Source organism: Serratia sp. CMO1, assembly GCF_015689115.1.
Classification (GTDB): Bacteria; Pseudomonadota; Gammaproteobacteria; order Enterobacterales; family Enterobacteriaceae; genus Serratia; species Serratia marcescens.
Window position 1 is genome coordinate 3,225,799 of sequence record NZ_CP065032.1, and the last position, 25,992, is coordinate 3,251,790.

Below are 25,992 nucleotides of genomic sequence, written 5' to 3' on the forward strand. Positions count from 1 at the left end.
CCGCAGCGGGGCGAACCGGCCGCTGTTACCAGCTAAAGCCGGCCGCATTGCTGCGGTCGATCAGCTTCACTTTGACCGGCACGGTTTTCGGCACCGTGGCGCCCCAGTAGCGGGCCAGCGCAATGCCGAGCGCAATGCGCAGCTGGTCGCGCGGGAACTGCGCCGAAGTGGCGATAAACGGCGAGTTCGGCTTGAGGATCTCTTTGATGGCTTCCGGCTGGCCATCGACGCTCACCAGCTTGACCTTGGCGCCGTTGCTTTCGATCGCCGCCAGGGCGCCGAGCGCGCCGACGTCGTTGACGCTGAAGATGCCCGCCAGATCCGGCGCCGACTGCAGCATGTTTTCGGTCACGGTCAGCGCGGTGTCGCGCTCCTGCTTACCGTTTTGCTTGGTGACGATCTTGATGTCGGGGTATTTTTTCATCGCCGCTTCAAAGCCGCGCACGCGCTCCAGGATCGGCACCACCGGGATACCGTCGAGGATCGCCACCTTGCCTTTGCCGCCCAGCGCTTTCGCCAGGTACTCGCCCGCCTGGAAGCCGGCGTCGTAATTTTCCGAGCCGACGAATGAATCCAGCGGCCCTTCCGCCTGGGCGTCGATCGCCACCACCACCGCGCCGGCCTTATGGGCGGAGATCACCGCCGACTGCACCCCCACCGAATCGGTCGGGTTGATCAGCAGGATATCCACCTTCTTCTGCAGCATGTCTTCCACGTCGCCGATCTGTTTGGCAACGTCATGGCGCGCATCGGCCACGTACACCTTGGCGCCGATATCCGCCGCCGCCTGATCCAACGCCTGCTTCATGGTGACGAAGTAGTCGTTGTTCATTTCCTGGAACGACATACCGATCGTGATTTGCTTGGCCAGCGCCACCTGGCTGGCCGCCAACATTCCACCGGCGACGATAAAAGGCAGGGTCTTTTTGAATAATGAAAACATAGCCAATTCTCCTGTAGGGAAGCTTCTTGTTGTGGTTATCAGAGCAACAGCATGTCTTTACGTTTGGCCGACCGGCCGGCCCCCCATTGCGGATGGGCCGGCGGTCGTGACTGCAACAGCGGTACGGCGGGAAAATCAGGGAACCAGGATCACCTTGATGGAATCGGTCGAGTCCGCCAGGGCGAAGGCTTCGTCCCAGTCGTTCAATGAATAGCTGTGGGTGACCACGCCGTTTGAGGTCACCAGCCCGCGCTCGAACAGATCGATGGCGATTTCATAGCTGTAGGGCGCCAGGTGCGCGCCGCGAATGTCCAGCTCCTTGCGATCGCCGATGATGGACCAGTCGACGGTGGTTTCCTTGCCAAATACGCTGAACTCCACGAAGCGGCCCAGCTTGCGGATCATCTGCAGCCCCTGGGTGACGCCGATCGGCGCGCCGGTGGCCTCGATATACACGTCGCAGCCGTAGCCGCCGGTCAGCGATTTGACAATCTGGTCGGCGTCTTCCTTCAGCGGGTTGATCACCACGTCGGCGCCGAATTCCTTCGCCAGCGCCAGCCGCTCGTCGATGGCGTCGATCACGATCAGTTTCTTCGGCGTCTTCAGGCGCGCCACCTGCACCATGCACAGCCCGAGCGGCCCGGCGCCGGCCAGTACCACCACGTCGTCCAGCTGGATGTCGCCGCGCGCCACGGTGTGGATGGCGCAGGCCATCGGTTCGATCAGCACCGCGTCTTCATGGCTCAGGCTTTCCGGGATCTTGTGGACGATGGCGTTCTCGGAAAAGCGCATGTATTCCGCCATGCCGCCCTCCGCCACGTCTTTCTGGAAGCCGTAAATGTTATGCGTCTCACACATCCAGTAACTGCCGGATTTGCAGTAACGGCACTCCCAGCACGGCACGATCTGCTCGGCGATCACCCGCTCACCGATCCGGTATTTGCCTTCCGCGCCCTCGCCCAGCGCGGCGATGCGGCCGTAGAACTCATGTCCCGGCACCACCGGCGGTTTGACCCACGGGTTCTCCCCCCAAAACATCTGCGCGCCGTTCTTGCACTTGCAGTCGCCGGCGCAGATGCCGCAGCCTTCCACCTTGATCACCAGCTCGCGCGCTTTCGGCAGCGGCGTGGGCACCTGTTCGAAACGGTAGTCCTGCGGGCCGTGGCAAACGACCGCGCGCATTTTTTCCGGCAACTGGCTCATCTATCCCTCCAATATTCTCGTTAAACGCTTGAAAATTATAAATGTTGACGTTGTCATTTTTATCAAACAAAAAACAAACTGAGTTATAAAATTATAAATTTCAACAAATTAACCATTACACATCCCGATAACTAAAAATGACAACGTGAACATAGAGCGACATATAACCAAAGCTGCAAAAATAATTATTTGAGCAAAATCACAGTTCGTTAACATTGCGGCTAAAAATGCTACAAATGCGGATCGCGATCCCATTTACGGGATCGGCGATCCGGGCAGATCCGCTAAATCAGCAGGCGCACGCGATCGTAGATCTGGCGATCCTCCGGCCGCGACGATCGCACCTGCTGGCGCAGGGTGCGCACCAGCGTGTCGATAAACGCATGGGCGGCGGCGCTCAGAATGCTGTTGCGCCGGGTGACGATATTCAACTGCGCCGGTTGGCAGCTCTCCCGCAGCGCCAGCGGCTGCACGCGGGAGGCAAACTGCGGCAGCGCGGCGATCGGCCGCGGGCACCAGGTACACATCTCGGCGGACTCCACCAGCGCCTGCAGCATACCGAACGAATGCGCCTGGATAATGCGCTGGCGCGGCAGGCGCACGCCGTGGCGGTGGAACACCTCGTCGAGCAGCGCATCGAAACTTTCCTGGGTATAGCTCATCACCCAATCCTGCTCCAGCAGCTGATGCAGCGAGGTGCTGTGCGCCAGCGGGTGGCCGCGCCGCACCATGTACGCCGTTTCATACTCCAGCAGCGGCTCGCAGTGAAACTCCTGCGGCGCCGACGACGCCGGCAGCGGCGTGATGGCGAAATCCATCGTGCCCTCGCGCAGCTGCGACTGGGCGTTGGCCATCAGGCTTTCCGACAGTTCCAGCCGCACCGCCGGCACCTTGCTGCGAAACGCCATCACCGCCGGCGGCAGCACCGTCAGCATCAGCCAGGGAGTGATCGCCGCCTTGACCAGATCCGCCGCACTCCCGCGCAGCGCCGCCATTTCGCCCTGCGCCTGCTCCAACTGGTTCAGCACCAGCCGGGCGTGCGCCAGCAGGGTTTTGCCGTAGGGGGTAAAACCCAGACCGGTCGGCGTGCGGATCAGCAGCGGCAGCGCCTGTTCTTGCTCCAGTTCGCGCAGTGCGCGGGTCACCGCCGCCTGCGACAGCCCCAGATGCCGCGCCGCCGCGCGAATGCTGCCGCTGTCGGCGCTGGCCACCAGCGCCTGCAGTTGGTGCAGTTTCATGTCCACCTCCTGACAATCATAGGTTGTCAGCATAACCGAACGGCGGCTACCCGGCAAAAATGGAGTTTGCTAGTCTCGATGCCTATCCCCTCTGCCCCGTTCCCCGCCCACTGGCCGGGACCCTTTTGCCGGAGACCGTGATGATGCATTCACTGCTACTGCCTGAGATCGCCGCCGTTCATGATGAGATGGTCGCCCTTCGCCGCCATATTCACGCCCACCCGGAATTGGGATTCCAGGAGTTCGCCACTTCGGATCTGGTGGCGCGGCGGCTGGAGGAATGGGGTTACCGCGTCACGCGCGGCGTAGGACAAACCGGCGTTGTCGCCACACTGCAGCGCGGGTCGGGAAAATCGCTCGGCATCCGCGCCGACATGGACGCCCTGCCGATTGCCGAAACCACCGAACTGCCTTACGCCAGCACCCATTCCGGGGTGATGCATGCCTGCGGCCACGACGGGCACACCGCCATGCTGCTGGCGGCGGCGCGCTATCTGGCGCGGCAGCCGAACTTTTGCGACACGCTGCACCTGATCTTTCAGCCGGCGGAAGAAGGCGGCGGCGGCGCCAAAGTGATGATCGAAGACGGCCTGTTTGAGCGCTTCCCCTGCGACGCGGTGTTCGCCATGCACAACGTGCCCGGCTTACCCACCGGCCACCTGGGCTTCGCCGGCGGCCCCTTCATGTGCTCGGCCGATACGGTGCACATCACCCTGCACGGCCACGGCGGCCACGGCGCGGTGCCGCAGAGCACCGTCGATCCGGTGGTGGCCTGCGCAGCCATCGTTATGAGCCTGCAAACCATCGTGGCGCGCAATATCGATCCGCAGGAAACGGCGATCGTCACCGTGGGGGCGATGCAGGCCGGCCAGGCCGCCAACGTGATCCCGGCGACCGCCACCCTGACGCTCAGCGTGCGCGCGCTGACGGCGGCGGTGCGTGCGCGGCTGGAACAGCGCATCACCGAGCTGGTCACGGCGCAGGCCGCCAGCTTCGGCGCCCGCGCGGAGATCGACTATCAGCACGGCTACCCGGTGCTGGTGAACCACCCGGCAGAAACCGAACTGGCGCGCGCGGTGGCGCTGGAATGGGCCGGAGAGAGCCGGGTGATCCCCACGCTGCGGCCGTTCACCGCCAGCGAAGATTTTGCCTTTATGCTGGAGAAGTGCCCGGGCAGCTACATCTCTATCGGCAACGGCCCCGCCACGCCGGACAATTCTCTGCACAACCCCGGTTATGACTTCAACGACGACAGTCTGTCGTTGGGCGCCACTTACTGGGTCAAATTGGTCGAGCGCTTTTTGGCTCGCCCTGCGGTTTAATCGCCAACACAGAGGAAATGACATGAAAATCATCAAAGGGCTGTTGTTGCTGCTGCCGCTGGCCGCGAGTTTTCCCGCGCTGAGCGGTGAATTCAGCGGCAAAGTGATCAAGCTGGGCATCGATCCCACCTTTCCGCCGCTGGAGTATAAAAATCCGCAGGGCAAGCTGACCGGCTTCGGCGTCGATATCGCCCAGGCGCTGTGCGACCAGATGCAGGCCAAATGCGTGTGGGTGGAAAGCAGCTGGGACGGCATGATCCCCGGCCTGCAGGCGAAGAAGTTCGACGCCATCGCCTCGTCGATGACCATTACGCCGCAGCGCCGGCAGCAGATCGCTTTCTCCAGCAAAGTCTCCAACGCCCCGGCGCGGCTGGTGGCGCATAAAGGCAGCAATCTGCAGCCTACCGCCGCCTCGCTGAAGGGCAAATCGGTCGGCGTGCAGCAAGGTTCCAGCCAGGAGACCTACGCCAACGCGCTTTGGCGGCCGGCCGGCGTCAACGTGGTCGCCTACCAAAGCCAGCAGGAGGTGAACGAAGATCTGGCCAACGGCCGCCTGGATGCGTCGCTGCTGGCCAGCGTCAGCGCCAGCGAATTCTTCAAAACGCCCGGCGGCAAAGACTTTGCCTTTATCGGCGCCGAATTGAGCGACAGCAAATACTTCGGCGTCGGCGACGGCATCGGGGTGCGCAAAGAGGATACCGCGCTGCTTAACGCCTTCAACGCCGCGCTGCAGGCGATCCGCGCCAACGGCACTTACAAGAAAATCAACGACAAGTATTTCGATTTCGACATGTACGGCGCGGAGCAGTAACACGCGTTCCCCGGCGGTCACCTGCAGGTCCTGCAGGATGGGGAGGCGCCTTCGGCCGCCGGGGAACGCCCCAACGGAAACGGCAGTGTCGGCAAGAACGGAAAATCAGGCGGGACAAGGATGCGGGCCAGGCAGGACGCCCGGCCCGATAAAGCGGGTTACTTCACTTCACCCATCGCTTTCAGCTTTTTGGACAGCTCGCGGCGCTCTTTGGACAGATCGGCATTTTTGATGATGTAGTCATCAACGCGATCTTCGTAGTCGCTGCGCATGTTGGCGATGATGCCCTGAATGTCTTCAATGCTCATGCCGGGCTTGATGTACTCGCTCAGGTTGTCGAGCAGCAGCACGCGCTTCTGGTTATCACGAATTTTCTTTTCGTTGTCGACGATCTCGCGTTGCAGTTTGTTTTTGCGGCGGAACATACGCACAAACTCCAGCACGTCCTGGAAACTCGGCTTATTTGCATTATCCATCTTTATACCCTTGCTTTAGTAATACACAGATTCATTTGCTTACGGCCACATGGCACCAAGATACAGGTTTGTGGCGGTCCGGCACAACAGTGATTGCCTTATCTTACCCACTTTGCCCCGGCGGCCAAAACCCAAAGCGCCGCCTTCATGATCTGACCCCTTATTCACGCCCGGCGGCGGTGCAGACCTGGAGCAGATCCCCCAACTCTTCCAGCTGCTGCGCCAGCTCCATGCTGAGCCAGACATAGCCGTAAATCGGCGCTTCGCCGTGCTGACCGAGGCTGACCTCCTGCATCAGCGTTTTCAGCTCGCCGGCGATCTCCGCCAGCTGCCCCGCCGCCGCCTGCCGCTGCGCCTGTGGCCCTTCGCGCATCAGCAGCGCCAGCGATTCCAGCGAGCTCAGCGTCAGCAGTTGGGTGCTGCGCAGCGTGCGGGCGTTTAGCATGATGAAGTGCGTTTCGCGCGAAGCCCAGTAGGCGTCGGCCATCAGTTCCAGCGTGCACACCAGATTGCGGCTGAGGGTTTGCACCGCCTCGAACACCGCTTTGGGGATGCGGGTTTCCTTGCTGGCGGGCACGATCAGGCTGCGCAGCTTCACCACCTGATTCAACAGATCCTTGAGCTGCGGCTCCAGCCGCGGCCGCTCAATGACGTTCGGCGAAAAGTAGGCGCCGTAAATTCGGGCGGCGGTTTGCAGGCAGTCCGCCATTTGCATGCGCCACAGAATGTAGGCGCGCTGCGGGTAGATGCTGGTGAACAGCAGCGCCAGCAGCGAGCCGAAGATCACGTCGCCGCTGCGCCAAAGCGCGGTGTGCATGTCGCCGGCGCCCGCGCCGCACACCACCGCCAGCGTGATCCCCACCAGCAGCGCCATATACGGCCGTTTGCCGAGCGTCAGGTAACCGCAGACGAACATCACCACGCCGCACCAGACCAGCATCAGCGGCAGCGAATAGAGTTCCAGATACAGGGCGATCAGGCCGGACGCGGCGCCGAACACCGTGCCGGCAATGCGTTGCAGCGCCCGCTGCAGCACGTTGCCCCAAAACGAGATCGGCCCCATCACCACCACCAGGGTGATCAGCGGCCAGGTGCCTTCGGGCACCGCCAGCAGGCGGATCAGCAGAAAGGTCAGGATAAACGCCAGCCCGATGCGCACGCCGTGAACAACGCGATAGTGGCGATAGGTCAGCAGTTCAAGGGGAGAGATTTTTCGATCGAGGCGCACGATGCCTCCGATAAAGACCAGCCAGGCCGCTATTTTAGCGGAGGAAGCCCGGCGAGGAAAAGGCGAATGAGGCGTCCCCCATTCGCGGTCAGGCTCAGGCGGCGTACTTGTCGACCAGCGCGCGCAGAACGGCGGCGGTTTCGACATCCATCACGCCGTCATACTTCTGCGGACGGAAGTGCAGCTGGAACGCGCGCACCAGCTGGCGATAGCCTTCTGCGGTGTTCGCCGCCGAGGTGTCATAGCCGTATTGGGCGAACAGTTTCAGCAGATCGGCCTGCGCCGGCAGGCCCTGGCTGCAGTATTCCTGCTGGCGCTGCTGCTTGGTCGCTTCGTCATACCAGGCGCCGACGCCGGCCTGATACAGCTGCTGCCACGGGAACTGCGGGCCCGGATCGCTCTTGCGGCCCGGCGCGATGTCGGAGTGCGCCACCACGTTCACCGGCGAGATGTCCGGATAACGCTGCAGGATGTTCTGCGCCAGCTGGGTGACCGCCTCAATCTGCTGCGGATTGAACGGCGGGAAGGTGATGTTTTCACCGTCGCCGCTCGCCAGATTGACGATCTCGATGCCGATCGAGGTGTCGTTGATATTGCTGCGGGTGCCCCACTGGCTGGTGCCGGCATGCCAGGCGCGCTCGTTCTCGTCCACCAGGTTGAAGATGCGCACGCCGCTGAAGCCGGCCGCCTGATAGGTCGCCTCGGTCGGATCCGGCACCAGGTAGTGCGCGCTGACCGATTTTCCGGTCAACGACGTCACCGAGTCGGCGAAGTTTTGCGCCGTGTAGTGCAGCACCAGAAAACGCACGCGGTGGCCGAAGCTGGCGACCGATCGGTAGCTATTGTAATCAATCTTGTACATCGTAAAGTCCCTCTCTCGTTTGATTTCACTGAGCGGCTCCTCATCATGACAGGCCGCCCCGCACGGGTGAACCCTTGGCTCACCCTTTTGTTTTAGCTAATTGCTAAATTATGCGCAAGTGTTTTTTAGCAAAATCGTTATTTACCTTTTTGCTAAAGAGTGCGATCATTGCACGATGGAAACTAAAGAAATCAGGCGCAACAATCTGCGCGAATTGATGGCCCGCTACGCCCGGCAAGGCGTCAACCAGAATGAGTTCGCCACGCTGGTTGAGTCTTCCGCGCCGACGCTGAGCCAAATCATCGGGGAAAAATCCTCCCGCAATCTTGGCGACAATCTGGCCAGGCGGATCGAGGCCAGGCTGAATTTGCCCAAGGGCTGGTTCGACGTGTTTCACGAAAAGCAGCTGGTGCGCCCGTTTGACAACGTGGCGGCGGAGTCGGACTTCCAGCCCGCCCGTTTGAAACCGGTGGTATGGGAAGATACCGAACAAGACAAGGAAGAGTTTGTGGAGATCCCGCTGCTGGATATTGATTTTTCCGCCGGCGACGGCTGCTACGAAATCGTCGATCGCGAGGAGTTTTCGCTGATCTTCCGCCGTTACTATCTGCACAAGATGGGGGTGGCGGTCAACGCCGCGCGCATTATCCGCATCTCCGGCTCCAGCATGGAACCGCGCCTGCAGGACGGCGACGTGGTCGGCATCAACACCGACGACACGCGCATCCGCGAGGGCAAGACCTACGCCATCCGCCACGGCAATTTGCTGCGGGTGAAGGTGCTGATCGAGCAGCCGGACGGCGGCGTCATCATCCGCTCCCTCAACCGGGAAGAGTACCAGGACGAGCATCTCAGCTATCAGCAGCGCAAGGAGCAACTGGTGGTGCTCGGCCGCGTCTTCTGGTCGTCTTCGTCCTGGTAGCAGAGCAACCTCGGGCGCCCGTTGCGCCCGGCGGTTATTTGAAGTCCACCACCATCTGCTGCTGGATAGACAGCCCGCGCGTCGACTGCACGCAGCCGGCGATGTAGTCGGTGAAACGCGGCGGTTTCGGCATGCCCAGCTTGAGGATCTTCTCGTTGCTGAAACGCACGTTGAGCATGGCGAACGAGCCGTACAGGCGCATCGCTTTGAGCATCAGCCGCTCGTTGCACGGGCCGAAAATGTCTTTCAGCTGACGGCGCATTTTCACCAGCGCGTCATAGGTCACCTGCGCATACTCATCGCCCACTGGCGCTTTTTCCAGGGCCGCCGCCATGGCGTTGTCAATTTCAGCAAAGCTGACGCTGCTCTCCTCACCGGCGGAGATGTGATAAACGTCGTTCTCCAGCGTTTCGCTGTTCATCAGCATCACCAGCGCATCCGCGCAGTAATCCGCCGGGATCACGTCGATATTGTCCTGCAGCGAGCACATGAACTTGCGCAGCATCAGCGCCATGCCAAACACCCAGAAAATGCTGCTGGAAGGCTGGCAGCCCAGGCGGGTGTGCCCCACCACAATCGACGGACGAGCGATGGTCAACGGCATTTGCGGGCAACGCTGGCGCATCAGCTGTTCGATGGTGGATTTGGAACGGGTATATTCCACCAGGTGCTCGGCGTCCTCCTCAAACTCGCCGCTCTCCGCCACCAGCGAACCCGGCTCCGGCGAACAGGACATGGCGGTGCCAACGTGCAGGAAGCGTTTTAATCCCGGCACCTGCGCCATTCTTTCAGCAAAAGTCAGAGTGCCTTCTACGTTTACCTTCCAAATGAGCGGGTTATTACCAAATGAAGCAACGGCCGCGCAGTTAATAACGTGCGTGACATTGTTAATACGTGCGTCAGTTAAAAAGTCGGCCGGCTCGGAAAGATCGCCCAACAATATATTTTCCATCGTAATTTTAGACAGCAGATTCGCGTCGATATTAAACTTTTCCATATTCGCGCGAATACGGGCCAGCCCTTGCTGCGCATCATCGGCGCGCACCAGCAAAAGATAATTAATAGACTGATTTTCAATCAATAATTTTTCAAGAACTGCACCACCGAGAAAGCCGGTAGCGCCGGTCAACAGTAGCGTTTTCATCATTGTCACCCACATTGGCATTGAATGTGGGAGATTGTATCTGCGGATATTTAAACAAATATTAAATAGAATTACGGCGCCCAGACTCACTTTTCTTAATATTATCTTAAGGAATCTTTTGAAACATCCACCCTGGGTTTAGTAACAAAAGAACCGCGTAGATTCCATGATTAATCTCCGCCGTTTAAATACCATTGATGTAGTGCCTGATTTAATTTAACGGTCAATGTTATTTCTCTTTTCGTCCGTGGAGGACTTATGACCTATAACCAAAAAATCTGGTTGGGGGTTTTACTGCTGTGCACCCTGTTTTGGGGGGCGGTGATAAGCGGCGCCTGTTCGCTGTATAACCGGGCGGATCGCCTCAATGCGCACCAGGCGCAGAGCGAGTTCGCCGCGCGTCACAGTCTGACTTCCAGCTCACAGCAAAGCGCTCAGGCGTCCACCGCCCCTCGGAATGGGTAGGGACAAGACCCGCTAACGATCCTATTATACCCTAAGGTTAACAGGGAGATAACGATGGTTCGAAAGCTGGATAGCTTACCGCAGGCGCAACGCGAGAAAATAGAAACCGATTTGCTGGCCATCAGCGTGATCTACAACGAGCGCTACGGCATCGCCTCGACCCAGGCGGAAACAGAACGACAGATCCCCGACCACCTGCTCCCCTACTTTCATCAGCGGCTGGATTTCTATCGCCGTGCGTAATTGCGCGCATTTCGCTAACCGCCGCTTGGCATCGCTCCCCACGCCGTTACAATAGGGGCATATTGTATCCGCCACTGAAGAGACGCGATTTTGAGCAGCAAGGCAACGGCCACATTTTACATTCACGACTATGAGACCTTCGGCAAGAGCCCGTCGCTGGACCGCCCGGCGCAGTTCGCCGGCGTGCGCACCGATATGGATTTCAACATTATCGAAGAGCCGCTGGTCATCTACTGCGCCCCGGCCGACGACTACCTGCCGGAACCCGAGGCGGTGATGATCACCGGCATCACGCCGCAGGTGGCACGAGCCAAAGGCGTTAACGAGGCCGAGTTCACCCGCCAAATCCATCAGGCCTTCAGCGTGGCCGGCACCTGCATTCTCGGTTACAACAACATCCGTTTCGATGACGAAGTGAGCCGCAATATCTTCTATCGCAACTTCTACGATCCCTATGCCTACAGCTGGCAAAACGGCAACTCGCGTTGGGATCTGCTGGATGTGATGCGCGCCTGCTACGCTCTGCGTCCGGACGGCATCGTCTGGCCGGAAAACGAAGACGGTTTCCCCAGCTTCCGCCTCGAACACCTCACGCGCGCCAACGGCGTCGAACACACGCAGGCTCACGATGCGATGTCGGACGTTTACGCCACCATCGCGATGGCCAAGCTGGTCAAGCAGGCGCAGCCGCGGCTGTTCGATTTCCTGCTGCAGCACCGCAACAAGCACAAGCTGAACGCCCTGATCGACGTCGCCGACATGACGCCGCTGGTGCACGTCTCCGGCATGTTCGGCGCGGCGCGCGGCAACACCAGTTGGGTGTCGCCGTTGGCCTGGCACCCGGACAACAAGAACGCGGTGATCATGTGCGATCTGGCCGGCGACATGACGCCGCTGTTGACGCTGAGCGCCGAGCAACTGCGTGAACGGCTGTACACCCGCCGCGACGATCTGGCGCCGGATCAGGCGCCGGTGCCGATCAAGCTGGTGCACATCAACAAATGTCCGGTGCTGGCGCCGGCCAAAACCTTGCTGCCGGAGAACGCCGAGCGGCTGGGCATCGATCGTCAGGCGTGTCTGCAAAATCTGCAGCTGCTGAAACAGCATCCGGAAGTGCGCGAGAAAGTGGTCGCGCTGTTCGCCGAAGCCGAGCCGTTCAAAGGCGCCGACGACGTCGACGCCCGCTTGTACGACGGTTTCTTCAGCGACGCCGACAAGGCGGCGATGAGGATTATCCAGCAGACCAAGCCGCAGAACCTGCCGGCGCTGGATCTGGCCTTCAGCGACGGCCGCATGAAAGAGCTGCTGTTCCGCTTCCGCGCGCGCAACTACCCGAATACGCTGGACGACGCCGAGCAGCGCCGCTGGCTGCAACACCGTCAGGAAGCCTTGAGCGCGGAGCGCGTGCAGAGCTATCTGCTGCAGCTCGAATCGCTGTATAACCTGCACGAAGGCGACAAAGAGAAAACCGCCCTGCTGAAAGCGCTGTTCGATTACGGCAAAGAGTTGGTGGGATAAAAACCCGCAGCAAGCAGAAAAGGAAAAGGCCGCGAAAGCGGCCTTTTTTGTGGCTGAGGAGACGGCTCGCGCTTAGGCGGCGTCTTCGCTCGCTTGCGGCACCGGCAGACGGAAGCTGCGGGTGACGAAGGCCAGGTAGATCAGGCCGATGGCCGCCCAGACCAGGCCCAGCGTCATCGAGCTGGCTTCCAGGTTGATCCACAGCGCGCCGACGGTCAGTGCGCCCATCACCGGCAAGATCAGGTAGTTGAACGTGTCCTTCACGGTGCGGTTCATCTTGTCGCGAATATAGAACTGCGAGATCACCGACAGGTTGACGAAGGTGAAGGCCACCAGCGCACCGAAGTTGATCAGCGCAGTCGCGGTCACCAGGTCAAACGACACTGCGGACAGCGCGATGGCGCCAACCAGCAGCACGTTCAGCGCCGGGGTACGCCACTTCGGATGCACATAGCCGAAGAAGCGAGTCGGGAACACACCATCGCGGCCCATTACATACATCAGACGCGAAACGCCCGCGTGCGCCGCCATGCCTGACGCCAATACCGTCACGCAGGAGAACACCAGGATCACCGACTGGAAGAACTTGCCCGCCACGTACAGCATGATTTCAGGCTGCGACGCGTCAGGATCCTTGAAGCGCGAGATGTCCGGGAAATACAGCTGCACGAAGTAAGACACCACGATAAAGATGATGCCGCCGATCAGCGCCGTCAGGAAGATGGCTTTCGGGATCACTTTCTCTGCGTCTTTGGTTTCTTCGGACAGCGAGCTGATGCCGTCGAAGCCCAGGAACGAGAAGCACAGGATGGTCGCGCCGGTAATCATCGGCACCACGTGAGCGTTATCGGACCAGAACGGGCGGCTGCTGACCAGCGTACCGGCGCCTTCGCCGTGGTAAACGCCGTTGATCACCAGGCCCAGGAATACGATCATGATCGCCACCTGCACCACCACGATGATGGAGTTCAGGTTAGCCACCAGCTTGATGCCGCGCAGGTTGAAAATCGTCATCAACCCGACCAGCACCGCCACGAAGATCCAGGACGGGACGCCCGGGAAGATCGCTTCCAGGTAAATCTTGGCCAGCAAAATGTTGATCATCGGCATGAACAGGTAGTCCAGCAGCGATGACCAGCCCACCATAAAGCCGACGTGCGGACTGATGGCTTTCTGGGCGTAGGTGTAGGCGGAACCGGCGGAAGGGAACTTCTTCACCAGCTTGCCGTAGCTCAGGGCGGTAAACAGGATCGCCAGCAGAGCGAAGGCGTACGCGGTCGCGACGTGACCATCGGTCAGGCCGGATACGATGCCGAAGGTATCGAAGATGGTCATTGGCTGCAGATAAGCCAGACCCATCATCACTACCGGAACCAATGTCAGGGTTTTACGCAGCTGAGTGCGCTGAGCCGGAGCGGCGTTAAGGGTGTTATCGGACATTGTTCAGCCCCCCCTTACCTTGAGCCTTGCGGATGGCGGACACGCCAAGACTTAAGGTTGCGGGGAAACTTCGCAACGAGCGACTTAATTCTAAAAGAAGGGGATTGTAAGCTGGATAACGGGTCGAGGTAACCTCGGCTGCTCCATAGTCGCTGCGGCCACAGCGGAAACCGGCGGGCACCGGCGCTAAAGTGAAAAATTGCCCCATCTTTCTAATCCTCATGAGTCACGACCATAAAGTTTTGTTTGATCGTGCACGAAACTATTTATCTATCCGGATCGGTGTCCGGCCTCGCTTGGTGTATGAAACGCTACGTTGGTAAAACTAAATGCAAAAAAAATAACCGACGCTTTCAAAACGTCGGCTATCTGCATTTGAGATATTTTGCACCAGAATGCCTCCGGATGACAAGATCCGGAAGCCCTCAAATACAAATTCTTTTTTTCGATCGAACGGAAAACCAGCCCGGCAGGCGAATTAATCCGCTACCGGCAGGCCGGTCGCCCGCACATACTTCTTACTTTATACGCCCATTCAGGCATTTTTCAACATCCAGTCGATCTCGGTTTCCGTCACCCGCCGTTCAAACTGCAGCAATTCGTCCGTCTTGCAGGCGTGATAAACCTGGGTGAAACGCTCGCCCAGATAGTGGGTCAACGCGTGCTGATGTTCAAACTCGTACAGCGCATCGCTCTGGCGGATCGGCAGCGGCAGCCCCTCCTGCTCCAGCCCGTTGCCGGTCACCGGCTCAGGCAACGGCAGCGCGTTGTCCAACCCGTACAGCATGCCGGCCAGGATCGCCGCCATCACCAGATACGGATTGGCGTCGGCGCCGGCCACGCGGTACTCCACCCGATGATTCTCCGGTTCGCCGCAGGGGATGCGCAGCGCCACGGTGCGATTGTTGTGACCCCAGGCGGCCTGGATCGGCACATACATCCCCGGCTGGAAACGCCGATAGGCATTGACGTTCGGCGCCAGCAGCGCCATCGACGCCGGCATCAGGGTGATCATTCCGGCCAGCGCCTGTTTCAGCAACGGTGAATCCTCGCCTTCGCCGTCGGCGAACAGGTTGTTGCCCGCCCCGTCCTGCATGCTGACATGCACGTGCATGCCGCTGCCGGCGTAATCCTCATAGGGTTTGGCCATAAAGGTGGCGTGCATACCGTGGTTCTCGGCCACCAGCCGCACCAGCCGCTTCAGCGCCAGCGCGTGATCGCAGGCCAGCAAAATATCGTCGGTATGACGCAGGTTGACCTCGAACTGCCCCGGCGACGCCTCCGCCACCGCGCCGTCCGCCGGCAGCCCCTGCAGCTTCGCCAGCGCGTCGATATCGTTCAGCACCTCAGCGAAATGGTTCAGGTTATCGACGGAATACACCTGGCTTTGGGTGTTGCGCTCCTGGGTGCCGGGCGCACACGGCGGCTGCAAATCGCCTTCCGCGTCGCGCAGCCTATCAATGAGATAAAACTCCAGCTCTACCGCTGCCACCGGGAACAAGCCGCGCTGTCGCAGCGCCTGCCACACGCGGTTCAGCACATTACGGGGTTCAACGTCAAAGGGAGTGCCATCTTCATCCAGCATGGTCAGCAACACCTGGCCGATATGCTCCGGATCGGCGGCCGACGGCGTCAGCGAGCCGGGCACCGGCAGGCAAATGCGATCAGGCTCGCCGAGCTCCTGCCCAAGGCCGGTCTCCTCCACCACGTTGCCGAGGATGTCCATGGCGAACACCGACGCGGGAAAGTAGCTGCCTTTTTCCAGTTTTTTCAACCCTGAGACGGGTATGCGCTTGCCGCGGAAGGAACCATTGAGATCGGTGAGAAGGATATCGACATACTGCGTGGCGGGATGGCGTTCCAAATAATGAGCAACCTCATTTTGGAACGCGCTACTTCGCCTCTCTTCATGATGCTGTGCAAAATGTTCAACTGCTGCGCTATTGGTTTGCATACGTCACCCGCCATTATGCTCTTAAGGCGCGTTAGCGCCCGTCCGCCGTTCGATTCAACACATGATTGGATTTCTCGCCAGGTCGCGCCGCTGCCGGGCGCTCAAAATAACATCCACAATATGAAACATAGTATTAACAGAATGGGTTTGCAAATGTTACAATCCTGTTTGATTATTCATCACCGACTGCTAAATTGATAAAATATTGACCGAAAAGGCCTTGCAGCCATTTTTACGTCAACTATTTCGTCCAACGCACCGAGAGTGAATATGGGCAATATATTTTCCAAACCCACCCTAACTACCGATATCATGCAGCATCGTTATCGACCAGACAGGCACCCGATAGCGATCTTCATTTCTACCTGTCGCCCTTACCAGAAGGAAGTACCGCTATGAGCGAAGCCAGCTTGGCACCGGGCAAACGCCTGTCACAGATCCGTCAGCAATTGGGTTTGTCGCAGCGCCGGGTCGCCGAACTGTCCGGGTTAACCCACAGTGCGATCAGCACCATCGAACAGGACAAGGTCAGCCCGGCCATCAGCACGCTGCAAAAGCTGCTGAAGGTGTATGGCCTGTCGCTGTCTGAATTCTTTGCCGAACCGGAGGCCGTCGACGAACCGCGCGTGGTGATCGACGCCGAAGATCTGATTGAAATCGGCAGCCAGGGGGTGTCGATGAAGCTGGTACACAACGGCAGCCCGACGCGCAACCTGGCGATGATGCTGGAAACCTACCAGCCCGGCACCACCACCGGCGAAAAGATCAAGCATCAGGGCGAAGAGATCGGCACCCTGCTGGAGGGCGAGATCGTGCTGACCATCAACGGCCAGAGCTATTGCCTGACCGCCGGTCAGAGTTACGCCATCAACACCGGCATTCCGCACAGCTTCAGCAATACGTCGGCGCGCATTTGCCGCATCGTCAGCGCACACACCCCTACCACCTTCTGACCGCTTCTCGCACCGGCGCAGCCTGACGCGGGTTGCGCCCCTGCCTCTCCACGTTTTTCATCGCCGTTATGCCATTTTGTTGGTTGCCAACGGCGCAATCTGTGTTACAACAGAGCAAAACAGCCATCTAAACATCTAAACGGCCTTACTACCCTATGTCAACCGCAACGCCTTCACGCCTCGAGATGCGCAATATCTCGATCGCCTTCGCCGGCTTCAACGCGCTGCAGGACGTGGACTTCACGCTGCAGGGCGGATCAATCCATGCGCTGGTCGGCGCCAACGGCGCGGGTAAGTCGACGTTGATGGCGATCCTCTCCGGCGCCCACGATCATTATCGCGGCGAGATCCTGATCGACGGCCAGCCGGTGGCGATCCACTCCCCGCTGCAGGCGCGCCGTCACGGTATTCACGTGGTGCAGCAAGAGGTCGACGTCGCGCTGATCCCCACGCTGTCGGTAGCGGAAAACATCATGCTTGACTGGCTGAACGAGCCGGGCCACTGGCTGAACTGGGCGGAACTGCACCGCCGCGCCGCGCAGCTGCTGCAGCAATGGGCGCTGCCGCTCAACCCGCGCAGACGCCTGGCGGACTGCACGCTGGCGGAAAAACAGCAGGTGCTGCTGGCGCGCGCGCTGTCGCACCGCTGCCGTTTTCTGGTGCTCGACGAGCCGACCGCGCCGCTCGATCGCGCCGAGAGCGAGCGCCTGTTTAACGTGGTGCGCCGCCTGCAATCCGAAGGCATCGGCATCGTGTTTATTTCCCACCGCATCCATGAACTGAGCGACATTTGCGATCGGCTGACGGTGCTGCGCGACGGCCGGCGCGTCAGCGAAGACGCCATGCGCGGGCTGAGCGGCGAACAGGTCGTTGAGAAGATGCTCGGCCATCGGCTGGACGACATTTTCCCGCCGCCGCGCCCGCCGCACCCAGAGCGAACGCTGCTGCAGGTGGAGGGCTTGCGCGATCGCCATAAGCTGCGCGACGTTTCGCTGCGGTTGCATGAGGGCGAGATCCTCGGCATCGCCGGGCTGGCCGGGGCGGGCAAAACCGAACTGTGCAAGGCATTGTTCGGCGCCGGCGCCGTGCAGCTTGAGCGCGGCGAACTGCGCGGGCAGCCCTGGGCGCCACGCGCGCCGCACCTGTCGGTCGAACAAGGATTGGCGCTGGTGCCGGAAGAACGCCGCAAAGAAGGCATTTTCATCGACGAGGCGATCCCGATGAACCTGAGCGTCAGCGCCGACGACAGCTTCTCGCGCCGGAGCCTGTTCAACCGGCGGCAAGAACTGCGCTGGGCGCGCGAGATCATGCAGCGTCTGAACATTCGCGCCTCCGGCCCGCAACAGCGGCTGGCGCGCTTGTCAGGCGGCAATCAGCAAAAAGTGGCGATCGGCAAATGGCTGCGCGGCGACGCCGAGGTGCTGATCTTCGATGAGCCGACCAAGGGCGTGGACATCAAGGCCAAACAGGAGCTGTTCAGCCTGATCGACGGCCTGGCCCGCGCCGGCAAAGGCGTGATTTACGCCTCCGGCGAGTTCGCCGAGCTGATTGGCCTGTGCGATCGCATCTGCGTGCTGTGGGACGGCCGCATCGTGGCGGAGTTGAACGCCGCCGACATCGACGAAGAAACCTTATTACTCTATTCCACCGGAGGAACCCCTGCGTGAGTAAAGAATTTGCCTTGCGGCCGGCGCTGCCCTGGCGCCAACAGCTGTTCGATTTCCTCTACAAGTGGGGCATGCTGCTGACCGTGGCGGCGCTGATCGCCCTGTTTGGCCTGGCGTCGGACAATTTTCTCGATGCCAACAACATCATCAATATCCTGCGTTCGATCGCCATCGTGACAGTGATCGCCATCGGCGTCTCTATCTCGCTGTCGGTCGGCGGTTTCGATCTGTCAGTCGGCTCAACCGCCTCACTGGCCAACGCGCTGGTGATTTCGCTGTTCGTCTGGCACGGGTTCGGCACCACCGGCGCCATCGTGGTGACGCTGCTGCTGTGCACGCTGGTCGGCCTGTTCAACGCCCTGCTGATCGTGGTGTTCAGAATTCCCGATATGCTGGCGACGCTGGCCAGCCTGTTCGTGATCCAGGGCGTGGCGATGACCTACAGCTACGGCGGTTCCATCACCCAAAACATGGTGCTGCCGAATGGCGACATGGCGGAAGGCCTGATCCCGGAGGTGTTTTCCGCCCTCGGCCAGGTGCCGGTGATCGTGCTGATCATGCTGGCGGTCACCGTGGCGGTGCAGCTGTTCCTGTCGTTGACCAAGCACGGCCGCCGCATGTACGCCATCGGCGGCAACCCCGAGGCTGCGCGTCTGTCGGGCATCCGCACCGTGCGTTACAGGGTTGCCGCTTACGTCATTTCCTCCTGGCTGGCGGCGCTTGGCGGCATCTTACTGGCGTCACGTATTGGCTCTTCGCAGGTCAATGCCGGCGGCGGTTATCTGATGGACGCGGTGGCGGCGGCCTATATCGGCTTCTCGCTGGCCGGCGCCGGTAAACCCAATGCGCTCGGCACCCTGATCGGCGCGGTGATCCTCGGCGTGCTGCAAAACGGCCTGGTGATGCTGTCGGTGCCCTACTACGCCATGGACATTATCAAAGGCCTGGTGCTGGCGCTGGCGCTGGCCATCACCTACATCCAGAAACGCTGATCCTTCCCGGCGCACGCCCGCTGCGCCGCTTTTCCCTTTAATTCATCCGGTTACCCTTTTCCGTCAGCAGAACAAGCATACAAATGATATGAATTATCATTAGCGTTTACATTAAGAAAAAAATCCTTACAATACCCTCACGCAACGCTGACGAAGCGAAGTATTTCTCAGCGAACGATGAATAATTTCATTAGAAATTCAATTGGTTAATTACTTTCACTTCAATCCAGGAAAGGTTTACCTCATGGAAACGCCACGTTACAGCAAGCTCGCCGCTCTGGTGATCGCCTCACTCAGCGCCACCGCCGCACTGGCCGCGCCGCAGGACGACACCCAGGACACCATGGTCGTCACCGCCTCCGGCTTTCAGCAAAAAATTCAGGACTCTGCCGCTTCCATCTCGGTGATCCCGCGCCAGCAGATCGAAGATAAAGCCTATCGCGACGTGACCGATGCACTGAAAGACGTACCGGGCGTAGTGGTCACCGGCGGCGCCAGCAGCAGCGACATCAGCATTCGCGGCATGTCTTCCAAGTACACGCTGATCCTGGTGGACGGCAAGCGCGTCGACACCCGCGGCACCCGGCCGAACAGCGATAACGCCGGCATCGAACAGGGCTGGCTGCCGCCGATGGAAGCCATCGAACGTATCGAAGTGGTGCGCGGGCCGATGTCTTCGCTGTACGGTTCCGACGCCATGGGCGGCGTGATCAACGTCATCACCCGCAAAACCTCGCGCACCGAGTGGAAAGGCTCGCTGCACGGCGACGCCACCCTTCAGGAAAACCGCGATTCCGGCGATCTGTTCCAGACCAACGCCTACGCCTCCGGCCCGCTGGTTGAAGGCCTGCTCGGCCTGCGGGTCAACGGCCTGCTGTCGCGCCGCGCGGAAGATAAAATCACCAACGGTTACAACGAGCAGCGCATGCGCAGCGGCACCGCGGTGTTCACCCTGACCCCGGACGAGAAAAACGAATTCGACTTTGAAATCGGCCGCTCGCTGCAGGATCGCAACAGCACGCCGGGCAAATCGGTGGTAGCGGAACGCTGCAGCAAAGGCAAATGCACGCCGACATCGCGCAGCGAAAGCCTGTATACGCGCACCAACTACGCGCTGACCCACAACGGCTATTACGACTTCGGCAACTCCACCAGCTACGTTCAGCGGGAAGAGACCAACAACCCGGGCCGCAAAATGAAGATGTACAACACCATCTTCAACACCCAGAACCAGTTCGAGCTGGGTTCACACATGCTGAACCTCGGCGGTCAGTATCGCTATGAAAAACTGAGCGACAGCGGCAACCAGCTTGAATCGGCACAAGGTCTCAGCAAGCTGACGCGCTGGAGCTGGGCGCTGTTCGCCGAAGATGAGTGGGCATTGACCAACGACTTCAGTCTGACGACCGGCATCCGCATGGATCAGGACGAAAACTTCGGCAGCCACTGGACGCCGCGCATGTACGGGGTCTGGCACCTGACCGAACAGTGGACGCTGAAAGGCGGCGTTTCCGCCGGCTACAAATCGCCGGATCTGCGCCAATCCTCCGCCAACTGGGGCCAGGTCACCGGCGGCGGCGTGCGTAAAGGCATCATCGTCGGCAACCCGGATCTGCAGCCGGAGAAGAGCCTGAGCGAAGAGATCGGCCTGATGTGGGATAGCCTGAAAGGCGTCAACGCCGGGGTGACCGTCTTCAACACCGACTTCAAGAACAAGATCACCGAAGTGCGCCGCTGCGAAGACACGCCGGACTGTAAGATCGGCAATGACGTCTACGACTTTATCAGCGATCGCGTCAACGTCGACAAAGCCAATATGCGCGGCGTAGAAGCCACCTTCGGCTGGCAGATCAACAAAGACTGGAAGTGGAACACCAACTACACCTACACCGCTTCCGAGCAGAAGAGCGGCGAGTTCCAGGGCAAGGCGCTCAACCAGATGCCGAAGCACATGGTTAACACCGTGCTGGATTGGCGCGCCACGCAGGACCTCAGCCTGTGGTCGCGCGTTAATTTCCGCAGCAAAACGTCTGAGTATCTGAGCCGTACCTCGATGGCCAAGAGCACGCCGTCCTACACCTTCGTCGATGCGGGCCTGAGCTACCAGGCGGCGAAAAACCTGCAGCTGACCGGCGGGGTCTACAACATCCTCGACAAGACCGTGGATTACGATCACTACAACACCACGCTGGACGGCCGCCGTTACACCGTCGGCATGACCTACAACTTCTGATGCCCCCGGGCGCGCGCTGCGCGCCCTTTTCATTCCATCACCGTGAGGAAGCCCCATGAAATTACGCCGCTCCCCCCTGATGATCGCCCTGCTGACCGCGATGGCGCTGGCGGGTTGCCACAGCAAAACCGACGCGCCGGCGGCCCCGGCCACCGTCAACGTCCAGCACCTGAACGGCAGCACCGAGGTGAAGAAACACCCGCAGCGCATCGTGGTGCTGGATTACGCCTCGCTGGAAACGCTGCAGCTGCTGGGCGTCGAACCGCTGGCGCTGCCCGGCAACCGTAAGAATTTGCCGGATAGCCTGAAGCGCTATCAGGACGACAAATACCTCAATGCCGGCACCCTGTTCGAGCCGGATATGGCAGTGCTGCGCGCCGCCAAACCGGATCTGATCCTGATCGCCGGCCGGGCGTCCAAAGCCTATGACGAGCTGAACACGCTGGCGCCGACGCTGAATATGTCCGTCGATCAGCAGGATCAGTTGGGCAGCCTGAAACAGCGCACGCTACAGCTGGGTGAGCTGTTCGATAAGCAGCAACAGGCGCAGGCGGCGATCGATAAGCTGGATGCGCAGATCGCGGCGGTCAAACCGCAGGCCGCCCAGGCCGGACGCGGGCTGGTGGTGCTGTTCTCCGGCGGCAAGATCAGCGCTTACGCCCCCAAGAGCCGTTTCAGCTTCGTCTATGACGCCCTCGGCTTCGCGTCCGCGTTGCAGTCCGATGAAAAAGACGTGCGCGGCAACAAGCTGACGCCTGAGCAGGTGGCCAAACTGAATCCGGACTGGCTGTTCATCATCGACAGGGACGCCGCGACCGGGCGGCCGAACGCGGTGGCGCCGCAGAAAATCCTTACCACCACCGCGCTGAAGAAAACCGCGGCGGTGAAGAAAGGCCAGGTGGTTTACCTGCCGGCGGCCGAGGTTTATCTGTCCGGCGGCATCGTCACCGCTCAGCACGTCGTCGAACGCGTGAGCGAGGCGCTAACCCACGCTGCGCGATAAAAAAAGCCCGGCGATGCCGGGCTTTTTCCTGGATTAAATCGTCGGCTGGTTTACCAGGCCGTCTATCAGCACCTGCGGCGTGCCCTGCGAACAGCGCTCGATGCGCCCGCGCACGCCGTAGACCCGCGCCAGGCTCTGCGGCGTAATCACCTGATCCGGCGCGCCGTCGGCGATCAGATCGCCATCCTGCAGCATCAGCACGTGGTCGCCGTGACGCAGCGCGATGTTGATGTCATGCACCACCACCACCGTCACGATATTGCGCTTGCGGGTTTCACGGCGCACCAAATCCATCACGTGGAACTGGTAGTTGAGATCGAGCGCGCTCAGCGGCTCATCCAGCAGCAGCAGCGACGGCTGACGGATCAGCGACTGCGCCAACCCCACCAGCTGTTTCTGGCCGCCGGACAGCTGATCGAGGTAGCTCAGCGCCAGGTGGGCGATGCCCAGCTGTTCCAGCAAAGCCATCACTTCCGCTTCGCTGCCGGCGTTGCTGCGGCCGCCCGAGGCGCGCTGCGCCACGATGATCGACTCCAGCACGTGCAGATGCACCCCGGCGGGCAGCGACTGCGGCAGGTACACCACTTTCTCCGCCCGACGGGCGAACGGCATCTGCATCAGATCGCCGTCGTCCAGCCACAGCTTGCCCTGCGCCGGGTTCAGCCCGGCCAGCGAGCGCAGCAGCGTCGATTTGCCGCTGCCGTTCGGCCCCAGCAGCACGGTGATTTGCCCGCGCGGCAGCATCGGCACCGAGAGATCGTCGATCACCTGACGTTTCGGGTAGCCCGCCGAGAAGTGTTCTATGCGCAAGCCCTGGTTCATACGTTCCCCCGATGGCGCAGAATAATGCTCAGGAAGAACGGCACCCCGACCAGCGAGGTGACGATGCCCACCGGAATGATCACGCCGGGCACCAGATTTTTCGACGCCACCGAGGCCATCGACAGCACCAGCGCGCCAATCAGCGCGCTGGCCGGCAGGTAGAAACGGTGATCTTCGCCGAAGATCATGCGGGCGATGTGCGGCGCCACCAGGCCGATAAAGCCGATCGGCCCGACGAAAGCCACCGCCAGCGCCGAGAGCATGCTGATGCGCAGCAGCGTGGTCAGCCGCAGACGACGCACGTCGATGCCGAAGCTCACCGCCCGGTCTTCGCCCAGACGCAGCGCGGTCAGTTTCCACGAGCTCATCATCGACAGCGGCAGCAGCACGGCGAACACCCCGAACAGAATGCCCAGCTTGTCCCACGAGGCGCGCGCCAGGCTGCCCATGGTCCAGAACACCAGCCCCTGCAGCGTGTCCTCGCTGGCGATGAATTGCATCATCGAGACCAGCGCGTTGAAGGTAAACACCAGCGCGATGCCGAACAGCACTACGCCGGAGGTGGCGACCCGCGTCCAGCGCGTGATGCCGTCGAGCATCAGCGCGGCGAACAGCGCGAAGATAAAAGCGTTGGCGGAGATGAACCACTGATCGGGAATGCCCGGAATGCCGATGCCGAGCACGATCGCCAGCGCGGCGCCAAAGGCCGCGGCAGAAGACACCCCGAGGGTGAAGGGACTGGCCAGCGGGTTATTCAGGATGGTCTGCATTTCCGCCCCGGCCAGGCCGAGCGCAAAGCCCACCACCACCGCCATCAGCGCATAGGGCAAGCGGATGTCCCAGACGATCACCCGCGTGCCGGCATCGGCCGCGGCGGGGTCAAGCAGCGTTTGCCATAAGGAGGATAGCGACAGGCCGGACGGCCCCATGGTGAAATCCAGCAGCAGCGAGCCCAGGATCGCCAGTGCCAACACGCCCATCATCAACAGGCGATGGCGAAGAATATGCTGATAACGCCCCATCACGCCGGCGTTGGGTTGCCCCTTGGCGTCAGTCATGGGATCGGTGGATACGCTCATTCGTTAAGATACCTGTTACAACCATCATGACAGCGGCGCGAAGGCGTCCGCCGTAAACCGGAAAGCGCGCGGCGACCGCCTGCGCGCAGCCGCCCACAATAAAGCAAACGATAATACTTATCAATCATATCAATAGGTGAAAACAGCGTTGTCGAAATGTAATAATTTGTTTTTTCTCGCCATTTTTCAAACCACCACGCTTTCCCCCGCCAACGGCCAGTAGGTTAATTATTCTGAAAATTATTCCTGATCCGACCAGACTCTGACAAATAGCGGCAAAACCACATAGAATCCAAAACCACAGCACCGCGCGTGCAAAAAACTTTCAGGCCGCCGCAAGAGCGGCCTTATTGACGAGGCTGTAATGAGAAGTCCATCTCCGGCGGTAACGCCCAAACGCCCGGCGCTGCTGAACTGGCTGTTGCACAGCCCGCTGCACGCCGATGACGAACCGTTTCAACGCCAGCTGCGTCTCACGCTGACGCCCTCACCTCTCACCCCCTGGCTGAATGCCGTGGGGCCGGCCGCGCTGTTGGCGGGGTACGCCTGGCTGAACCAACCGCTGGTCGGTATCGGCCTGTTGCTGCTGTTGCTGCTGTTGACCGCCGGGCGCGCCAGGTTGGCGCAAAGGCGCCAACCCGCCTGGCCGAACGCCATGCTGGTGACAGTGTTGTTGTGGGCGCTGCTGGTTGGCGCCAGCGCCGCGCTGGCGATGCTGTCGGGCCGCTTCGTGCTGATCCTGTTCGCCGGCCTGACCATTACCGCCCTGGCCTGCTGGCTGATGCAGCGCCATGCCGCCGCGCCGCGCTTCGCGCTGCTTGAGGTGATCGCGCTGACGCTGCCCTACCTGCTGGCGGCGCCGCTGTCGCGCGTGCAAAATCTGTTTGTCCTGGCGGATCTCGCGCCGCTGTGGCTGGTGCTGGCCCATGGCATGATCGCGCGCTACCATCGCCAATTGGTGCAGCACGTCACGCTGGCCTGGGAGAAGCAGCAGGCATCGCACCGCGATCGCCTGACCGGCTTTCTCAACCGCGCGGGCGGCGAGGTGGTGATGCGCAGCATCTGCCGCCCCGCAGCGGCGCAGCCGATCTCCCACCTGTTCATTCTCGAATTCGGCCCGCTGGCGGCGCTCTACCAAAGTCACGGCGTCCAGATCGGCGACGACGTGCTGCGCACCGTCGGCGAGCGCCTCAAGACACTGATCCGCCCGAGCGACTACGTCTGCCGCTATACCGGCGGTCTGTTTCTGATTCTGGTGCACGATCTGCCCTACGGCGCGGAAAGCGAGTTTCTGGCGCGCATTGTGCCGCCGCTGGAGGCGCCCTACGATTTTGGCGCGTTCGGCGAGGTGAACATGCGGCTTAACGCCGGCATTTTGGCGCTGACGCAGAATTACGCGACGGTAGAGAGTTTGATGAGCTCGGCGCAGCAGGCGCTGGCGGAAGCCAAAGGCGGGAAAAAGTAAACCCAAACG

General features: G+C 60.7%; 23 protein-coding genes. 12 read left to right on the top strand and 11 right to left on the bottom strand.

The annotated features are described in order from the left end of the window. Positions 1-25: 25 nt before the first annotated feature. From IT763_RS15410 to IT763_RS15420, 3 genes are all read right to left on the bottom strand, one after another. Positions 26-943: an ABC transporter substrate-binding protein gene (locus IT763_RS15410; RefSeq protein WP_016927010.1), complete on the bottom strand. Its 918-nt coding sequence runs from the start codon at positions 941-943 to the stop codon at positions 26-28. Positions 944-1,078: 135 nt separating this feature from the next. Next, on the bottom strand, positions 1,079-2,146 hold the full coding sequence (locus IT763_RS15415) for an erythritol/L-threitol dehydrogenase (protein WP_016927009.1): 1,068 nt from the start codon (positions 2,144-2,146) through the stop codon (positions 1,079-1,081). Positions 2,147-2,430: 284 nt separating this feature from the next. Next, positions 2,431-3,384, bottom strand: coding sequence for a LysR family transcriptional regulator (locus IT763_RS15420; RefSeq protein ID WP_075686129.1), 954 nt, complete (start codon positions 3,382-3,384; stop codon positions 2,431-2,433). 140 nt (positions 3,385-3,524) lie between these two features. On the opposite strand from IT763_RS15420, the gene IT763_RS15425 reads away from it, so the two are divergent. After that, entirely contained in the window at positions 3,525-4,706 is a 1,182-nt protein-coding gene (locus IT763_RS15425; protein ID WP_206194817.1) for a M20 aminoacylase family protein, read from the top strand. 22 nt (positions 4,707-4,728) lie between these two features. After that, complete coding sequence (locus IT763_RS15430; protein WP_021505905.1) at positions 4,729-5,517, top strand: ABC transporter substrate-binding protein; 789 nt, start codon at positions 4,729-4,731, stop codon at positions 5,515-5,517. Positions 5,518-5,675: 158 nt separating this feature from the next. Here IT763_RS15430 and tmaR read toward each other — a convergent pair whose 3' ends face one another. The 3 genes from tmaR to IT763_RS15445 form a co-directional block, all read right to left on the bottom strand. Then, positions 5,676-5,993, bottom strand: a complete 318-nt coding sequence (gene tmaR, locus IT763_RS15435) for a PTS system regulator TmaR (RefSeq protein WP_004935612.1) — start codon at positions 5,991-5,993, stop codon at positions 5,676-5,678. 160 nt (positions 5,994-6,153) lie between these two features. Next, positions 6,154-7,221, bottom strand: coding sequence for an FUSC family protein (locus IT763_RS15440; protein ID WP_016927008.1), 1,068 nt, complete (start codon positions 7,219-7,221; stop codon positions 6,154-6,156). 94 nt (positions 7,222-7,315) lie between these two features. Beyond that, the gene (locus IT763_RS15445; RefSeq protein WP_048796451.1) at positions 7,316-8,083 is read right to left on the bottom strand and encodes an N-acetylmuramoyl-L-alanine amidase; all 768 of its coding nucleotides are present in this window, start codon (positions 8,081-8,083) and stop codon (positions 7,316-7,318) included. A 175-nt stretch (positions 8,084-8,258) separates the two neighbouring features. On the opposite strand from IT763_RS15445, the gene IT763_RS15450 reads away from it, so the two are divergent. Next, positions 8,259-9,005, top strand: a complete 747-nt coding sequence (locus tag IT763_RS15450) for a helix-turn-helix transcriptional regulator (RefSeq protein WP_019453597.1) — start codon at positions 8,259-8,261, stop codon at positions 9,003-9,005. 34 nt (positions 9,006-9,039) lie between these two features. Here IT763_RS15450 and IT763_RS15455 read toward each other — a convergent pair whose 3' ends face one another. Continuing rightward, positions 9,040-10,149, bottom strand: coding sequence for an SDR family oxidoreductase (locus IT763_RS15455; RefSeq protein WP_049298904.1), 1,110 nt, complete (start codon positions 10,147-10,149; stop codon positions 9,040-9,042). 258 nt (positions 10,150-10,407) lie between these two features. Here IT763_RS15455 and IT763_RS15460 point away from each other — a divergent pair, with 258 nt between their 5' ends. From IT763_RS15460 to sbcB, 3 genes are all read left to right on the top strand, one after another. Beyond that, positions 10,408-10,614 carry a hypothetical protein gene (locus tag IT763_RS15460; protein WP_151254226.1) on the top strand — a complete coding sequence of 69 codons (207 nt, stop codon included), beginning with the start codon at positions 10,408-10,410 and terminating at the stop codon, positions 10,612-10,614. Between the two features lie 54 nt (positions 10,615-10,668). Continuing rightward, complete coding sequence (locus IT763_RS15465; RefSeq protein WP_016927003.1) at positions 10,669-10,857, top strand: DNA polymerase III subunit theta; 189 nt, start codon at positions 10,669-10,671, stop codon at positions 10,855-10,857. 90 nt (positions 10,858-10,947) lie between these two features. Next, entirely contained in the window at positions 10,948-12,375 is a 1,428-nt protein-coding gene (sbcB, locus tag IT763_RS15470; protein ID WP_016927002.1) for an exodeoxyribonuclease I, read from the top strand. A gap of 72 nt (positions 12,376-12,447) precedes the next feature. On the opposite strand, the gene IT763_RS15475 is transcribed toward sbcB, so the two are convergent. Together IT763_RS15475 and IT763_RS15480 are read right to left on the bottom strand one after the other, a co-directional pair. Then, a complete protein-coding gene (locus IT763_RS15475; protein ID WP_004935642.1) occupies positions 12,448-13,815 on the bottom strand; it encodes an APC family permease in 1,368 nt (455 codons plus the stop codon). A gap of 535 nt (positions 13,816-14,350) precedes the next feature. Beyond that, positions 14,351-15,769, bottom strand: coding sequence for a glutamine synthetase family protein (locus IT763_RS15480; RefSeq protein ID WP_028127730.1), 1,419 nt, complete (start codon positions 15,767-15,769; stop codon positions 14,351-14,353). Positions 15,770-16,164: 395 nt separating this feature from the next. Between IT763_RS15480 and puuR the strand changes: the two genes are divergently transcribed. The 5 genes from puuR to IT763_RS15505 all read left to right on the top strand — a co-directional run bounded on the left by puuR (position 16,165) and on the right by IT763_RS15505 (position 22,617). Next, complete coding sequence (gene puuR, locus IT763_RS15485) at positions 16,165-16,722, top strand: HTH-type transcriptional regulator PuuR (RefSeq protein ID WP_016927000.1); 558 nt, start codon at positions 16,165-16,167, stop codon at positions 16,720-16,722. A 155-nt stretch (positions 16,723-16,877) separates the two neighbouring features. Next, on the top strand, positions 16,878-18,389 hold the full coding sequence (locus tag IT763_RS15490; protein ID WP_206194818.1) for a sugar ABC transporter ATP-binding protein: 1,512 nt from the start codon (positions 16,878-16,880) through the stop codon (positions 18,387-18,389). After that, on the top strand, positions 18,386-19,381 hold the full coding sequence (locus IT763_RS15495) for an ABC transporter permease (protein WP_164053361.1): 996 nt from the start codon (positions 18,386-18,388) through the stop codon (positions 19,379-19,381). The genes IT763_RS15490 and IT763_RS15495 overlap by 4 nt, the downstream gene beginning before the upstream one ends. Positions 19,382-19,625: 244 nt before the next feature. Continuing rightward, on the top strand, positions 19,626-21,614 hold the full coding sequence (locus IT763_RS15500) for a ligand-gated channel protein (protein ID WP_143778322.1): 1,989 nt from the start codon (positions 19,626-19,628) through the stop codon (positions 21,612-21,614). A gap of 55 nt (positions 21,615-21,669) precedes the next feature. After that, positions 21,670-22,617, top strand: a complete 948-nt coding sequence (locus IT763_RS15505) for a siderophore ABC transporter substrate-binding protein (protein WP_049298891.1) — start codon at positions 21,670-21,672, stop codon at positions 22,615-22,617. Between the two features lie 33 nt (positions 22,618-22,650). On the opposite strand, the gene IT763_RS15510 is transcribed toward IT763_RS15505, so the two are convergent. Continuing rightward, positions 22,651-23,439, bottom strand: a complete 789-nt coding sequence (locus IT763_RS15510; RefSeq protein ID WP_016926995.1) for an ABC transporter ATP-binding protein — start codon at positions 23,437-23,439, stop codon at positions 22,651-22,653. Next, positions 23,436-24,518: an iron ABC transporter permease gene (locus tag IT763_RS15515; RefSeq protein WP_004935667.1), complete on the bottom strand. Its 1,083-nt coding sequence runs from the start codon at positions 24,516-24,518 to the stop codon at positions 23,436-23,438. Before IT763_RS15515 ends, IT763_RS15510 begins: the two co-directional genes overlap by 4 nt. A 364-nt stretch (positions 24,519-24,882) precedes the next feature. Between IT763_RS15515 and IT763_RS15520 the strand changes: the two genes are divergently transcribed. Then, complete coding sequence (locus IT763_RS15520; protein WP_016926993.1) at positions 24,883-25,983, top strand: diguanylate cyclase domain-containing protein; 1,101 nt, start codon at positions 24,883-24,885, stop codon at positions 25,981-25,983. The last annotated feature ends 9 nt before the right edge of the window (positions 25,984-25,992 follow it).

Coding starts and splice junctions, on each gene's coding strand:
- IT763_RS15410 (WP_016927010.1), bottom strand. CDS start 943: ATGTTTTCATTATTCAAAAAGACCCTGCCTTTTATCGTCGCCGGTGGA.
- IT763_RS15520 (WP_016926993.1), top strand. CDS start 24,883: ATGAGAAGTCCATCTCCGGCGGTAACGCCCAAACGCCCGGCGCTGCTG.
- IT763_RS15460 (WP_151254226.1), top strand. CDS start 10,408: ATGACCTATAACCAAAAAATCTGGTTGGGGGTTTTACTGCTGTGCACC.
- IT763_RS15430 (WP_021505905.1), top strand. CDS start 4,729: ATGAAAATCATCAAAGGGCTGTTGTTGCTGCTGCCGCTGGCCGCGAGT.
- IT763_RS15480 (WP_028127730.1), bottom strand. CDS start 15,769: ATGCAAACCAATAGCGCAGCAGTTGAACATTTTGCACAGCATCATGAA.
- IT763_RS15515 (WP_004935667.1), bottom strand. CDS start 24,518: ATGAGCGTATCCACCGATCCCATGACTGACGCCAAGGGGCAACCCAAC.
- IT763_RS15415 (WP_016927009.1), bottom strand. CDS start 2,146: ATGAGCCAGTTGCCGGAAAAAATGCGCGCGGTCGTTTGCCACGGCCCG.
- IT763_RS15490 (WP_206194818.1), top strand. CDS start 16,878: ATGTCAACCGCAACGCCTTCACGCCTCGAGATGCGCAATATCTCGATC.
- IT763_RS15465 (WP_016927003.1), top strand. CDS start 10,669: ATGGTTCGAAAGCTGGATAGCTTACCGCAGGCGCAACGCGAGAAAATA.
- IT763_RS15505 (WP_049298891.1), top strand. CDS start 21,670: ATGAAATTACGCCGCTCCCCCCTGATGATCGCCCTGCTGACCGCGATG.
- tmaR (WP_004935612.1), bottom strand. CDS start 5,993: ATGGATAATGCAAATAAGCCGAGTTTCCAGGACGTGCTGGAGTTTGTG.
- IT763_RS15425 (WP_206194817.1), top strand. CDS start 3,525: ATGATGCATTCACTGCTACTGCCTGAGATCGCCGCCGTTCATGATGAG.
- IT763_RS15475 (WP_004935642.1), bottom strand. CDS start 13,815: ATGTCCGATAACACCCTTAACGCCGCTCCGGCTCAGCGCACTCAGCTG.
- IT763_RS15510 (WP_016926995.1), bottom strand. CDS start 23,439: ATGAACCAGGGCTTGCGCATAGAACACTTCTCGGCGGGCTACCCGAAA.
- IT763_RS15455 (WP_049298904.1), bottom strand. CDS start 10,149: ATGAAAACGCTACTGTTGACCGGCGCTACCGGCTTTCTCGGTGGTGCA.
- IT763_RS15450 (WP_019453597.1), top strand. CDS start 8,259: ATGGAAACTAAAGAAATCAGGCGCAACAATCTGCGCGAATTGATGGCC.
- IT763_RS15420 (WP_075686129.1), bottom strand. CDS start 3,384: ATGAAACTGCACCAACTGCAGGCGCTGGTGGCCAGCGCCGACAGCGGC.
- puuR (WP_016927000.1), top strand. CDS start 16,165: ATGAGCGAAGCCAGCTTGGCACCGGGCAAACGCCTGTCACAGATCCGT.
- IT763_RS15445 (WP_048796451.1), bottom strand. CDS start 8,083: ATGTACAAGATTGATTACAATAGCTACCGATCGGTCGCCAGCTTCGGC.
- IT763_RS15500 (WP_143778322.1), top strand. CDS start 19,626: ATGGAAACGCCACGTTACAGCAAGCTCGCCGCTCTGGTGATCGCCTCA.